This window comes from Pseudomonas sp. ASL3 (assembly GCF_056680425.1).
On the sequence record NZ_CM155281.1, the window covers coordinates 6,058,843 to 6,072,619 of the forward strand.

The following is a 13,777-nucleotide window of genomic DNA, read 5'->3' on the forward strand; positions in this document are numbered from 1 at the left end:
AACCCCTGTAGGAGATCTCGCCCCCTCCACGCCGCCGGGCTGTCGCGCAGCAACCTCGGTCAATTGTAGGAGCGCGCTTGCCCGCGATGGAGCGCGAAGCGGTCCCAAAAATGCTGAGCACCATTCTACTGTCAGAATCGAGCTTGCTGATTTTGCGACTGCTTCGCAGCCGATCGCGGGCAAGCGCGCTCCTACAAGAACGGGTGAAGCTTTGTTGACGGCAGGGTTTTGACTATCATGCGGCCAATTGCCATTAGTCTTTTTGTCGGGCCTTTTGGGTTTCAGTCTGCTTCAATGACTGCCGTTCGCTTTATGAACTGAGGTCCATCGTATGCAAATTTCCAGCAGCTTCAATTCTGGCCTGAGCAGCATCCAGGCTGGCCAGGCACGTGTCGATCAAGCTGGCAGCATGATTGCCAACAATGCGATGGATACTTCTGCCAAAAGCCAATCTTCGAATGACCAGGTCAACCGCCTGCATTCGGTCGATCGCAGTCAACAGACCGATCTGGCGACCAACGCGGTAGAGCTGACCCTTGGCAAGATCCAGGTTCAGGCCGGGGTCAAGGTTGAAAAAACCTCCGACGAAATGCTCGGTACGCTGATCGACACACACGCCTGATTCCCGCCTCTTCGGTGCGCGCTCTGGCGCGCCGCGATATCCCGCTGCTCCGCTGTGTCCTTCCTCCGCTCAACTAAACTTTAGTACTCGAAAGCACCTCCAATGGACGTCATATCCATTGGCTGCGGGCCTGTGCGTGCAATGCATGCAGCTCGTCGGCGATGAATGGCTCGCTCGCTACGCTTGACAAGGTTTAGGCGTAAACGTATGTTTCAAACAACTGTTTGACCGACAGATCGATCATTCATTTCCAGGATTCATCAGCAGAGGTTTATCGCTATGTCTGACTACAAGGCCCCCTTGCGTGATATTCGCTTCGTTCGTGACGAACTGCTCGGCTACGAAGCGCATTATCAAAGCCTGCCGGCTTGCCAGGACGCGACTCCAGACATGGTTGACGCCATTCTTGAAGAAGGCGCCAAGTTTTGTGAGCAGGTGTTGGCTCCGCTGAATCGTGTCGGCGACTCCGAAGGTTGTACCTGGAGCGAGTCCGGCGTGAAAACCCCGTCTGGCTTCAAGGCCGCGTACCAGCAATTCGTGGAAGGCGGCTGGCCGAGCCTGGCCCATGACGTTGCGCACGGTGGTCAAGGCTTGCCGGAGTCGCTCGGTCTGGCGGTCAGTGAAATGGTCGGCGAAGCCAACTGGTCGTGGGGCATGTACCCAGGCCTGTCCCATGGCGCGATGAACACCATTTCCGAACACGGCACCGAAGCACAGCGTCACGATTACCTGACCAAACTGGTTTCCGGCGAATGGACCGGCACCATGTGCCTGACCGAATCGCACTGCGGTACCGATCTGGGCATGCTGCGCACCAAGGCCGAACCTCAGGCTGACGGTTCCTATAAAGTGACCGGCACCAAGATCTTCATTTCCGCTGGCGAACACGACATGGCCGAGAACATTGTCCATATCGTGCTGGCACGCCTACCGGATGCCCCGGCCGGCACCAAAGGCATCTCGCTGTTCATCGTGCCGAAGTTTCTGCCGAATGCTGATGGCGGCGTCGGCGCTCGCAACGCTGTGACCTGTGGTTCCATCGAACACAAGATGGGCATCCACGGTAACGCGACCTGCGTGATGAACTTCGACGCGGCCACCGGTTTCCTGATCGGTCAGGCGAACAAAGGCCTGAACTGTATGTTCACCTTCATGAACACAGCGCGTCTGGGCACTGCATTGCAAGGTCTGGCTCACGCCGAGATCGGCTTCCAGGGCGGCCTGAAATATGCGCGTGATCGCCTGCAAATGCGTTCGCTGACGGGCCCGAAAGCGCCAGACAAAGCAGCTGACCCGATCATCGTCCACCCGGACGTGCGTCGCATGCTGTTGACCATGAAAGCCTTCGCCGAAGGCAACCGCGCGATGGTGTACTTCACCGCCAAGCAGGTCGATATCGTCAAGTACGGCCAGGACACTGAGCAGAAGAAACAAGCTGACGCCCTGTTGGCGTTCATGACCCCGATCGCCAAGGCCTTCATGACTGAAGTGGGCTTCGAGTCCGCCAACCACGGCGTGCAGATCTATGGCGGGCATGGTTTCATCGCCGAGTGGGGCATGGAGCAGAACGTTCGCGACAGCCGCATTTCCATGCTGTACGAAGGCACCACTGGCATCCAGGCGTTGGACCTGCTGGGCCGCAAAGTGCTGATGACTCAAGGCGAAGCGCTCAAGGGCTTCACCAGGATCGTCCACAAGTTCTGCCAGAGCAACGAAGGCAACGAAGCGGTCAAAGAGTTCGTCGAGCCATTGGCAGCGCTGAACAAAGAGTGGGGCGAGCTGACCATGAAGGTTGGTATGGCGGCCATGAAAGATCGCGAAGAAGTCGGTGCTGCCTCGGTGGATTACCTGATGTACTCGGGTTATGCCTGCCTGGCGTACTTCTGGGCTGACATGGCACGTCTGGCTGCGGAAAAACTGGCTGCCGGGACGACCGAAGAAGCGTTCTACACCGCCAAGCTGCAAACCGCGCGTTTCTACTTCCAGCGCATCCTGCCGCGTACCCGCACCCACGTTGCGACCATGCTGTCGGGCGCTAATAACCTGATGGACATGAAAGAAGAAAACTTCGCTCTGGGCTACTAAACCCCCGCGCAGTCTCTGAAAAGCCGCTTCTCCTTCGTGGGAAGCGGCTTTTTTGCGCTCAGCGCGACGCATACGACTGTAGGAGATCCCGCCCCGACTTCACCGCCGCGCTGTCGCGCAGCAAACTCGGTTTGTAGGAGCTGACTTGTCTGCGATAAGGGCCGAAGGACCTTCCAGCGATATTGTGTCCAGCCTATTTGCGACTGCTTCGCAGCCGATCGCAGACAAGTCAGCTCCTACATGGGGCATGCGTCTTCCACAAAGGCAGTGGGCAATTAGCCATCAACTTCTCCCGATTGCTGCCGTTAAAGTGGATTAGTCGGGTATTTTGGCTATTTGAGTGCTTAACTCATGCGGTGCAGGCACAATGCCATCTGTTGATGTTTCGATTGTCGCGTCGGGTAGGAGCCATCCCCCTTGGAGCGTTTTTCTGCCGTACGTTTCAGCCATTTCCTGCCTTCGCTGCTATTGCTGCTTGCGGGGCTTGCGGCTGCGTATGTAAAGGACCTCAACGTCTTTTTCACCTCGCTGTTCAACGTGCTGCCAACCCTGGTTCTGTTGTTGGGCGGGGCGTACTGCGGGGTCTATCGGCGCCAGCGTGAGCTGTTTCTGATGATCACGGTATACATCGCCTACTTCCTGCTCGATACACAGACCGATTACTACCGCGACAACGGTAAAGTGCGTGAAGACGCCGCTGTGGTTTTCCATTTGTGCTGTCTGTTGCTGCCGCTGTTGTTCGGCCTGTTCGCGGCGTGGGAAGAGCGCACGCATCTGTTTCGTGATTTGGTCGCACGCTTTGCGGTGTTGTTCGCCTTCGGCAGCGTCGCCCTGGCGCTGGAGCAAAGTTATCCGGTGGCGCTGCTGAAGTGGTTGGCGGAGATTCGCTGGCCGGCCCTGCATGGCAGTTGGATGAGCCTGATTCAGCTGGCGTACCCGGTATTTTTCGCCTGCTTCGTCTTGCTGACGGTGCAATACCTGCGCAAACCGCGCCCGCTGCACGCGGCACAGATCGTCGGTTTGTTGGGCCTGTTCTGGGCGCTGCCGAAAACCTTCATCCTGCCCTTCACTTTGAACATCATGTGCAGCCAGGTGATGCTGATGATTGCGGCGGCGGTGGCGCACGAGGCTTATCAAATGGCCTTTCGCGATGAACTCACCGGGCTACCTGGCCGTCGCGCGCTCAATGAGCGCATGCAGCGTCTGGGGCGCAATTACGTGTTGGCGATGACCGACGTCGATCACTTCAAGAAATTCAACGACACCCATGGTCATGATGTCGGCGATCAGGTGCTGCGACTGGTGGCCAGCAAATTGTCGAAAGTCACCGGCGGCGGTCGCGCCTACCGTTATGGCGGTGAAGAGTTCGCCCTGGTGTTCGCCAGCAAGAGCCTGGAAGAATGTCTGCCACATCTGGAATTGATCCGCGAAGCCATTGCCAGCTACGACATCCATTTACGCAATCAGGATCGCCCGCAGGACGACCAACAAGGCCGTCAACGCCGAAGTGGCGCTCACGCGACCAGCGTTTCGGTCACCGTGAGCATCGGCGTCGCTGAACGGCAAATGGAACAGCGCTCCCCCGAGGAAGTCCTCAAGTCCGCCGACCAGGCGCTCTACAGTGCCAAGGGGGCGGGGCGCAATTGCGTGATGGCCCACGGCCAGAACCGTCGTGGCGCGGTGCGTATGGCTGGCGCTGCCGGTTGAGTTATGGCGGCGCATTCAGCGTCTGGACTGTGATTGTTCAGGTCAGGCTCGCGCAGTAGGTTGAAACATCTGCTGCCGGAGAAATGACCATGCCTGACTACAAAGCTCCCCTGCGCGACATGCGCTTTTTGCTCGACCATGTTTTCGACTTCCCGACTCATTACGAAACTCTGGGCGCCCATGACGCGAGCCCGGATTTGGTCAGCGCGATCCTCGAAGAAGGGGCCAGGTTCTGCGAGCAGGTGCTGTCGCCGCTGAACCGATCCGGCGATGAAGAAGGCTGTCATTTCGATCAGGGCGTGGTCACTACGCCCAAGGGCTTCAAGGAAGCTTTTGCCCAGTACGTCGAGGGCGGCTGGCACGGCCTGGCGGCGGATCCGGCCTACGGTGGGCAAGGTCTACCGCTGTCTCTGGGGTTGGTCATCAGCGAAATGATCGGATCGAGCAACACCTCATGGGGCATGTACCCGGGGCTGACCCACGGCGCGATGTCAGCGATCCATACCCATGGCACCGAAGAACAGAAACAGACCTACCTGAGCAAACTCACCGAAGGCCAATGGACCGGCACCATGTGCCTGACCGAAGCCCATTGCGGCACCGACCTGGGCCTGATCAAGACCCGCGCCGTGCCCAAGGCCGATGGCAGCTACGCCGTGTCCGGCAGCAAGATTTTTATCTCTGCCGGCGAACACGACATGAGCCAGAACATCGTCCACCTGGTGTTGGCGAAACTGCCGGATGCGCCGGCCGGAACCAAAGGTATCTCGCTGTTCATCGTGCCCAAGTTCCTGCCAAACGCGGTAGGCGACGCAGGCGAGCGCAACGGCGTGTCGTGTGGCTCGATCGAACACAAGATGGGGATCAAGGCGTCGGCCACCTGCGTGCTCAACTTCGATAACGCCACCGGCTACCTGATAGGCGAGGCCAACAAGGGCCTCAACTGCATGTTCACCATGATGAACCACGCGCGTCTGGGCACGGGCATGCAGGGCTTGTGTCTGGGCGAAGCCAGCTTCCAGGGCGCGATCAAGTACGCCAATGATCGCTTGCAGATGCGCGCATTGACCGGGCCCAAAGCTCCGGACAAAGCCGCTGACCCGATCATCGTCCATCCCGATGTGCGCCGCATGCTGCTGACCATGAAAGCCTTCAACGAAGGCAATCGGGCACTGACGTACTTCACCGCACAGATGCTCGATACCGCGCACCTGAGCAACGACGCCGGCCAGCGCGAGGAGGCGGAAAACCTCTTGGCTTTTCTTACGCCGATCTGCAAGGCGTTCATGACCGAGACCGGCCTGGAAGTGACCAACCACGGCATGCAGGTCTTCGGCGGCCACGGTTTTATTCGTGAATGGGGCATGGAGCAGTTGGTGCGCGATTGTCGGATCGCGCCAATTTATGAAGGCACCAACGGCATTCAGGCCCTTGATTTGCTCGGCCGCAAAGTGTTGGGCAGCCAGGGGAAACTGCTGCGTGGTTTCAGCAAAATCGTGCATAAGTTCTGCGAAGCCAACGCCGACCATCCGCAGCTCCAGGGATTTGTTGGGCAGTTGAATGGCTTGAATAAGCAGTGGGGCGAACTGACCAGCAAAATCGGCATGGCGGCCATGAAGAACCCCGACGAAGTGGGCGCCGCTGCGCTGGATTACCTGATGTACAGCGGCTATATCATCCTCGCGTACCTGTGGCTGCGCATGGCGCTGGTGGCTCAGGCGCAACTGGATGACGGCAGCGGCGAAGCAGATTATTGCCGGGGCAAGCTGGCGACCTGCGAGTTCTACTTCAAACGCTTGTTGCCACGCACCACCACCCATCAGGCCGCTATCGAGGCAGGCAGTGATTGCCTGATGCAGTTGCCCGCGGAGATGTTTGCGCTGTAAGGCCTTCCGATGCGGTGTGCCAGACACACCGCGTCATTTCTTCGCAGGCAAGCCTGCTCAGAATCTGTGACTAAAAATTACAAATCAGTCACGCCCTGACCCTATGTGTCGCAAATGGTGTTCGGGTACACTCGAACTCTTCGTCACATCGACCCTGCGCCCTGCGCATGGGATCATCTTTTCAAGTGTCTGCTCACGTTTTGCGAGGTTTGCCATGGCTGACTATAAAGCGCCCCTGCGCGATATGCGCTTCGTCCTCAATGAAGTTTTCGAGGTTGCCAAACTCTGGGCTCAACTGCCGGCACTGGCCGAAACAGTGGATGCCGACACGGTAGAAGCCATCCTCGAGGAAGCGGGCAAAGTCACCAGCAAAAGCGTTGCGCCGCTCAGTCGTAGTGCCGATGAGGAGGGCTGCCACTGGAACAACGGCGTGGTGACCACTCCGGCTGGATTCCAGCAGGCTTATCAGACGTATGCTGACGGTGGTTGGGTCGGCGTCGGTGGTGACCCGGCGTTTGGCGGCATGGGTATGCCCAAAGTGGTTTCGGCTCAGGTCGAAGAAATGATCAACTCCTCAAGCCTGGCGTTTGGTCTGTATCCCATGCTGACCTCGGGCGCGTGCGTCTCGATCAACACCCATGCCAGCGAAGAACTGAAAGCCACTTATCTGCCGAATATGTACTCTGGTGCCTGGGCCGGGTCCATGTGCCTGACCGAGTCCCACGCCGGTACCGATCTGGGGATCATCCGCACCAAAGCCGAACCCCAGGCCGATGGCTCTTACAAAATCAGCGGCACCAAGATTTTCATCACGGGCGGCGAACACGACCTGACTGAAAACATCATTCACCTGGTACTGGCCAAGCTGCCAGATGCGCCGGCTGGCCCGAAAGGCATCTCGCTGTTCCTGGTGCCCAAGTTCATGGTCAATGCCGACGGCAGCCTGGGTGAACGCAACCCGGTCAACTGCGGCTCCATCGAGCATAAGATGGGTATTCAGGCGTCCGCGACCTGTGTGATGAACTTTGATGAGGCGGTGGGTTATATCGTCGGCGAGCCCAACCGGGGCTTGGCCGCGATGTTCACCATGATGAACTACGAACGTCTGGGCGTAGGCATTCAGGGCCTGGCATCCGGCGAACGTTCCTACCAGAACGCCATCGAGTATGCCCGCGACCGTCTGCAAAGCCGCTCGCCGACCGGTTCGCATGCCAAGGACAAGATCGCCGACCCGATCATCGTCCACCCCGATGTACGCCGTATGCTGTTGACCATGAAAGCCTCCAACGAAGGCGGCCGCGCGTTCTCCACCTACGTGGCAATGCAACTGGACACCGCCAAATTCAGCGAAGACCCGACTACGCGTAAACGCGCCGAAGATCTGGTGGCGTTGCTGACGCCGGTGGCCAAGGCGTTCCTGACCGACCTCGGGTTGGAAACCACTGTGCACGGTCAGCAGGTGTTCGGCGGCCATGGCTTCATTCGTGAATGGGGTCAGGAACAGTTGGTGCGCGACGTACGAATTACGCAGATCTACGAGGGCACCAATGGTATTCAGGCGCTGGACCTGGTCGGGCGCAAAATCGTCGGCAGCGATGGTGCGTACTACAAGCTGTTCGCCGACGAGATTCGCCATTTCACCGCCACCGCTGACAGCGAGCTGGCCGAGTTCACCAAGCCATTGAACGCGGCGCTCGATAGCCTCGACGAACTGACTGGCTGGGTATTGGATCGATCCAAAGCCAACCCCAATGAAATCGGCGCCGCATCGGTCGAGTATCTGCACGCCTTCGGCTACACCGCCTACGCCTATATGTGGGCGTTGATGGCTCGGGCAGCGTTCGGCAAAGAGGCACAGGAAGACTTCTACGCCAGCAAACTAGGCACCGCGCGCTTCTACTTCGCGCGTCTGCTGCCACGTATCCACTCTTTGAGTGCGTCGGTCAAAGCTGGCAGCGAATCGTTGTTCCTGCTCGATGCTTCGCAGTTCTGATGTTGGATCGGACAAGTCTGACGCAGTGTAAGCATTTGCTTACATGACGTGCTGCTGTTTGCCCCTATCGCTGGAATGGATCCAAAGTTAATCTACTTCCCATGGACGTAGCGCAGGAAGCGCAAAGAGATAACACGGACACGTAAGGATTCCTGCCAGGACGGCGGGGCGAAAAGGATGTCAGGGAAACAGTCTGCAAAGCCCCGCTTCGGCGGGGTTTTCTTTTGGGCGCGATTTAGCGTTGTGCGCTTGCGGGATGTCAGTTCAAAACATCCAGTTGCGCCGGTATGCCCGGGCGACCCTTCACCACTTCCTCCAGCAATGACCGCAGCAGTTCCAGAGACCAGACAAATCCCGCTGCAGCAGGTCCCCTTTGAGCGAGTTTATTCGCGATCTCAGTTGTCCATCACCCGCTGATAAAACCGCCATTCCTCTTCCAATGCATGAGCCTGGTTCGCCGCTTTGCGGAAGCCGTGGCGTTCGTCGGCATAGAAATGGGCTTCGGCGGGGATGCCGTTGTCCAGCAGCGCATTGAGCATGTCGCGGGTCTGCTCGGGCACGACCACCGTGTCCAATTCGCCTTGAAAGAAGATCACCGGCACTTTGATCTGCTTGGCGTGCAGCAGCGGTGTGCGGACCTTGTAGCGCTCGGAATCCTTCTCCGGGTCGCCGATCAGCCAATCCAGATAGTCGCCTTCGAACTTATGCGTCGCTCGACCCAGGGCGATGGGATCGCTGACGCCATACAGGCTCGCCCCGGCGCGAAATACCTGACGGAACGCCAGCGCACACAGGGCGGTGTAGCCGCCCGCGCTGCCACCACGGATGAAGGCTTGAGCGGGGTTGATCAGTTTGCGTTCGGCCAGATAGGCCACCACCGCGCAGGCATCTTCGACGTCCACTTCGCCCCAGTTCAGATGCAGGCTCTGTCGATAGGCGCGGCCATAACCGGTGCTGCCACGGTAGTTGAGGTCGGCGACGGCGAATCCGCGCTGACTCCAGTACTGGATGCGCGGATCAAGAATCGGGTAGCAGGCTGACGTCGGGCCGCCATGAACGAACACCACCAAGGGCGGCTCTTGCGCGCCGTTCATGGCCGGGTAGAAAAACCCGTGGGCCTCGCCAGAGCCGCTGGGGTAACGCAGCGCGTGCGGGCGGGTGATGCGTTCGGCGGGCAGCGGCGCAATGCCTCCGGCAAGGACCTGCACCTGATGGTCCTGGCGCCGGATGGCGAGAACAGCTGACGGGCTGACCGCCGAGGCGGCGATGCAATAGATGAAATGCTCATCCACGGCCAGGCTACGGAAGCGGGTGTAATCGCCGGTGAAATCCTCCACCGATCCGTCGGCATGACGAATACCCAGAAGGCCAAAACCCTCTTCGGACCAGCTCGCCAGATAATTGTCTTCCCCCAGCGGCAACCAGGTGCTGTCACCCAATTGCCACGGCGCCGGCGAATGATCGGCCATGGCGGCGGGCAGTGCGGCCAGACCGTCAGCTATCTCGCCCCATGGCTGCCAGAACCCGCCGTGATCGGTCAGGCAAAACAGGCGGCCCTGGGCGTCGAAGCGTGGTTGTTGCAGAGATTCTTCGGTGTCCAGACCTGCCACACAGCGTGGCGCTCCCCAACGGCCGTCGGCCTGACGTTCGGCACACATCAACTGGGTCGAGGTCCACGGCTGATGCGGGCGTTGCCACTCGATCCAGGCCAGACGCTGGCCGTTCGGGCCAAGGGTCGGCGCTGCGTAGAAATCCGCACCTTCGGCCAGCAGATGGCGTTGACCGTCTGCCACGTCAAGGGCGATCAAACGATGAACGTTGTGAGCTTCTTCCACCGCCAGAATCTGTCCGTTGGCGAAGCGCACATCGCCGTAGCGTTTGTCGCCGTGGCTCAGTAGCTCCGGTGCGCTGGCGTCGAACCGCTGACGATATAGTTGTTGATCGGCCTCGTTGACGAACACCACCGCATCGTCGCTCAAGCAGAACGAACCGCCGCCATATTCATAGACCCGGCTGCGCACGCTGAAACCGTCTGGCGTCAGGCATTGAGTCTGGCCTTGATGCCAACGCCAGATACGGCAGGCGGCATCTTCAGGGCGGTATTCGTTCCAGAACAAGCCTGCCGCGCTGACCGCAAGTTCAGCGAAGTCGACACCCGCCGCTACGGCCTGTGCCGCGCTGAAAGGTTCAGGATTTAATGATGAGGCGCGAGTTTCGTTCATTGCGGAAGGCCAACTGCTCAATAGTCTGCGTAGCATACTCGGCTTCTTCGCGGGCCTGGATGATCATCCCGTGATGCTCCGATTTACTACAGACCGGATCGGCATTACTGGCGTCGCCCGTGAGCATAAAAGCCTGACAACGGCATCCGCCGAAGTCCTTTTCCTTCTCGTCGCAAGAGCGGCAGGGTTCGGGCATCCAGTCATAACCGCGGAAGCGATTGAAGCCGAACGAGTCGTACCAGATGTGCTGCATGCTGTGATCGCGCACATTGGGAAACTGCACCGGCATCTGTCGCGCGCCATGGCAGGGCAAGGCGGTGCCGTCCGGAGTCACGGTGAGGAAGATACTGCCCCAGCCATTCATGCAGGCTTTTGGGCGCTCTTCATAGTAGTCCGGGGTGACGAAAATCAGTTTGCACGGATGATTTTCTGCCGCCAGCTTCGCCCGGTATTCATTGGTGATGCGCTCGGCACGCAGCAGTTGCTCACGGGTTGGCAGCAGGCCGACCCGGTTGAGTTGTGCCCAACCGTAGAACTGGCAGGTGGCGAGCTCGACGAAGTCCGCTTCCAGTGCGATGCACAGCTCGATGATGCGGTCGATCTTGTCGATGTTGTGCCGATGGGTGACGAAATTCAGCACCATCGGATAGCCGTGGGCTTTCACTGCGCGGGCCATTTCCAGTTTTTGTGCGAAGGCCTTTTTCGAGCCGGCCAACAAGTTGTTCACTTGCTCGTCGCTGGCCTGGAAACTGATCTGGATATGGTCCAGCCCGGCCTTCTTGAAATCAGCGATTTTCTGCTCGGTCAGGCCGATGCCGGAGGTGATCAGGTTGGTGTAGAAACCCAGTTGGCGCGCTTCGGCAATCAGTTCGGCCAGGTCCTGACGCACCAGCGGTTCGCCACCGGAAAAGCCGATCTGTGCTGCGCCCATCTGCCGTGCTTCACGGAATACCTTGAACCACTCGGCGGTGGTCAGTTCCTGTCCTTGTGCGGCGAAATCCAGCGGATTGGAGCAGTACGGGCATTGCAGCGGACAGCGATATGTCAGCTCGGCCAGCAGCCATAAAGGCAAACCGATTTCGGGCTTGGGCGGTAGATGCTCTTCTGGTTCAGACAAGTTCGATCCAGTATTCAGCACGAGCGACCTCCATAAACTGCTCGACGTCGGCACCGAGCTCTGGAAAGCCTGGGAACTGTAGGTCGAGCGCCTCGATAATCAGCGCGACGCTGCGCTCGCCATCGATCAGGCCGCCGATGGCGCTGGCACTTTCATTGAGTTTGATCATGCCTTCCGGGTACAGCAACACATGGCCGTTTTGCGCCGGTTCGAACTGAAAGCGATAGCCCTGGCGCCAGTGTGGAATCAGTTGTCGATCAAAGCTCACAGGGCGATCCCCTTATGCCAGACGCGTTGGTTTGTAACGCTGTGGTACGGCGGACGGTTCAACTCGTAGGCCATGCTCATGGCATCGAGCATGCTCCAAAGAATGTCCAGTTTGAACTGCAGAATTTCCAGCATGCGTTGCTGGCCTTCGTACGTGGTGTAGTGCTGCAACGTGATCGCCAGACCATGCTCCACATCGCGCCGGGCCTGACCCAGACGGGTACGGAAATACGCGTAGCCGGTGGGGTCGATCCACGGATAGTGCTGTGGCCAGCTGTCCAGACGCGACTGGTGGATTTGCGGTGCGAACAGTTCGGTCAGCGAGCTGCTGGCAGCTTCCTGCCAATTGGCGCGGCGGGCGAAGTTGACGTAGGCGTCGACGGCAAAACGCACGCCGGGCAGTACCAATTCCTGCGAGCGCAGTTGATCCGGGTCCAGACCAACGGCCTGACCCAGGCGCAGCCAGGCTTCGATGCCGCCGTCTTCACCGGGCGCACCGTCGTGATCGAGCAGGCGTTGAATCCATTCGCGGCGCACTTCACGGTCCGGGCAGTTGGCCAGAATCGCAGCATCCTTGAGTGGGATGTTCACCTGGTAATAGAAGCGGTTGGCGACCCAGCCCTGAATCTGCTCGCGGGTCGCGCGGCCTTCGTACATCGCCACATGGAAGGGGTGATGGATGTGGTAGTAGGCACCCTTGGCGCGCAGGGCCTGTTCGAACTCAGCGGGGGACAGCGCGGAGGTGTCGCTCATGTGGGCTCCTAAAGCTCGATACTCATGCCGTCGTAGGCAACTTCGACATTGCGTCGGACCAGCTCGGCGCGCTCTGGGGAATCTTCGTCGAGGATCGGGTTGGTGTTGTTGATATGGATAAGCACTTTGCGCTGTTCAGGCAACTGCTCCAGCACTTCGAGCATACCGCCAGGGCCGTTCTGTGCCAGATGACCCATTTCACGGCCGGTGCGCGTGCCGACGCCACGACGCTGCATTTCATCGTCGTCCCACATCGTGCCGTCCACCAGCAGACAGTCGGCAGCGCCCATTTGCTGCATCAGCGTTTCATCGACTTTGCCCAGACCGGGTGCGTAGAACAGCTTGCCGCCGGTGTTCAGGTCTTCGACGATCAAGCCGATGTTGTCGCCGGGGTGTGGATCGAAACGGTGCGGCGAATATGGCGGCGCCGCGCTACGCAGCGGGAACGGGGTGAAACGCAGATTCGGGCAGGCCGAGATGACGAAGCTGGCCTCAAGCTCGATGCGGTTCCAGGCGAGACCGCCATTCCAGTGGGTCAGCATGGTGAACAGCGGGAAATCGGTGCTCAAGTCCTCGTGAACCATGTCGGTACACCAGACCTGATGCGGGCAGCCCTCACGCAGGCTGAGCAGGCCGGTGGTGTGGTCGATCTGGCTGTCCATCAGAATAATGGCGCTGATGCCGGTGTCACGCCGGGCGCGGCCCGGTTGCATGGGTGCGAAGCCCTGCAATTGCGCGCGGATGTCGGGGGAGGCGTTGCACAGTACCCAATGCACGCCGTCGTCCGACAATGCGATGGACGATTGCGTACGCGCTTGAGCACGCAAACTGCCGTTGCGAAAGCCGGCACAATTGGCGCAATTGCAATTCCACTGTGGAAAACCGCCACCCGCGGCGGACCCTAGAATTTGAATGTGCATTGACGCTCCCTAAATGCTCCTTAAATAAAAAAGCCCCGGCGAACCGAGGCGTTACACCGCAATGAAATCAACGGTTCGCGAAGTACATGGTGACTTCAAAGCCGATACGCAGATCCGTGTAAGCAGGTTTAGTCCACGACATAGGAAACTCCTTCCGGGTAAATGCAGCGGTTGATGTCAAATCGTTAGTCCGCAGCCGAGCGCA

Annotated in this window: 11 protein-coding genes; 5 read left to right on the forward strand and 6 right to left on the reverse strand. The window is 59.1% G+C overall.

Features of this window, described 5'->3' with window-relative positions:
- The first annotated feature begins 331 nt into the window (after positions 1–331).
- The 5 genes from AC1MEE_RS27755 (at position 332) to AC1MEE_RS27775 (ending at position 8,293) form a co-directional block, all read left to right on the forward strand.
- A complete protein-coding gene (locus AC1MEE_RS27755) occupies positions 332–622 on the forward strand; it encodes a pyrroloquinoline quinone biosynthesis protein PqqE (protein ID WP_480412672.1) in 291 nt (96 codons plus the stop codon).
- 279 nt (positions 623–901) lie between these two features.
- Positions 902–2,707, forward strand: a complete 1,806-nt coding sequence (locus tag AC1MEE_RS27760; protein ID WP_480412673.1) for a phenylacyl-CoA dehydrogenase — start codon at positions 902–904, stop codon at positions 2,705–2,707.
- A 417-nt stretch (positions 2,708–3,124) separates the two neighbouring features.
- Positions 3,125–4,414, forward strand: a complete 1,290-nt coding sequence (locus AC1MEE_RS27765; protein ID WP_480412674.1) for a GGDEF domain-containing protein — start codon at positions 3,125–3,127, stop codon at positions 4,412–4,414.
- A gap of 89 nt (positions 4,415–4,503) precedes the next feature.
- Entirely contained in the window at positions 4,504–6,300 is a 1,797-nt protein-coding gene (locus AC1MEE_RS27770; RefSeq protein ID WP_480412675.1) for an acyl-CoA dehydrogenase C-terminal domain-containing protein, read from the forward strand.
- 214 nt (positions 6,301–6,514) lie between these two features.
- Positions 6,515–8,293: an acyl-CoA dehydrogenase C-terminal domain-containing protein gene (locus tag AC1MEE_RS27775; RefSeq protein WP_480412676.1), complete on the forward strand. Its 1,779-nt coding sequence runs from the start codon at positions 6,515–6,517 to the stop codon at positions 8,291–8,293.
- Between the two features lie 395 nt (positions 8,294–8,688).
- On the opposite strand, the gene AC1MEE_RS27780 is transcribed toward AC1MEE_RS27775, so the two are convergent.
- From AC1MEE_RS27780 to pqqA, 6 genes are all read right to left on the reverse strand, one after another.
- The gene (locus AC1MEE_RS27780; protein WP_480412677.1) at positions 8,689–10,515 is read right to left on the reverse strand and encodes a S9 family peptidase; all 1,827 of its coding nucleotides are present in this window, start codon (positions 10,513–10,515) and stop codon (positions 8,689–8,691) included.
- Complete coding sequence (gene pqqE / locus AC1MEE_RS27785) at positions 10,481–11,653, reverse strand: pyrroloquinoline quinone biosynthesis protein PqqE (protein WP_480412678.1); 1,173 nt, start codon at positions 11,651–11,653, stop codon at positions 10,481–10,483. Before pqqE ends, AC1MEE_RS27780 begins: the two co-directional genes overlap by 35 nt.
- The gene (gene pqqD / locus AC1MEE_RS27790; RefSeq protein ID WP_480412679.1) at positions 11,625–11,900 is read right to left on the reverse strand and encodes a pyrroloquinoline quinone biosynthesis peptide chaperone PqqD; all 276 of its coding nucleotides are present in this window, start codon (positions 11,898–11,900) and stop codon (positions 11,625–11,627) included. The genes pqqE and pqqD overlap by 29 nt, the downstream gene beginning before the upstream one ends.
- A complete protein-coding gene (gene pqqC, locus AC1MEE_RS27795) occupies positions 11,897–12,652 on the reverse strand; it encodes a pyrroloquinoline-quinone synthase PqqC (protein WP_480412680.1) in 756 nt (251 codons plus the stop codon). Before pqqC ends, pqqD begins: the two co-directional genes overlap by 4 nt.
- 8 nt (positions 12,653–12,660) lie before the next feature.
- The gene (gene pqqB / locus AC1MEE_RS27800) at positions 12,661–13,572 is read right to left on the reverse strand and encodes a pyrroloquinoline quinone biosynthesis protein PqqB (RefSeq protein WP_480412681.1); all 912 of its coding nucleotides are present in this window, start codon (positions 13,570–13,572) and stop codon (positions 12,661–12,663) included.
- A gap of 67 nt (positions 13,573–13,639) precedes the next feature.
- Entirely contained in the window at positions 13,640–13,714 is a 75-nt protein-coding gene (gene pqqA / locus AC1MEE_RS27805) for a pyrroloquinoline quinone precursor peptide PqqA (RefSeq protein ID WP_010444206.1), read from the reverse strand.
- Positions 13,715–13,777: the final 63 nt, after the last annotated feature.

Coding starts and splice junctions, on each gene's coding strand:
- AC1MEE_RS27755 (WP_480412672.1), top strand. CDS start 332: ATGCAAATTTCCAGCAGCTTCAATTCTGGCCTGAGCAGCATCCAGGCT.
- AC1MEE_RS27760 (WP_480412673.1), top strand. CDS start 902: ATGTCTGACTACAAGGCCCCCTTGCGTGATATTCGCTTCGTTCGTGAC.
- AC1MEE_RS27770 (WP_480412675.1), top strand. CDS start 4,504: ATGCCTGACTACAAAGCTCCCCTGCGCGACATGCGCTTTTTGCTCGAC.
- AC1MEE_RS27775 (WP_480412676.1), top strand. CDS start 6,515: ATGGCTGACTATAAAGCGCCCCTGCGCGATATGCGCTTCGTCCTCAAT.
- AC1MEE_RS27780 (WP_480412677.1), bottom strand. CDS start 10,515: ATGAACGAAACTCGCGCCTCATCATTAAATCCTGAACCTTTCAGCGCG.
- pqqC (WP_480412680.1), bottom strand. CDS start 12,652: ATGAGCGACACCTCCGCGCTGTCCCCCGCTGAGTTCGAACAGGCCCTG.
- pqqB (WP_480412681.1), bottom strand. CDS start 13,572: ATGCACATTCAAATTCTAGGGTCCGCCGCGGGTGGCGGTTTTCCACAG.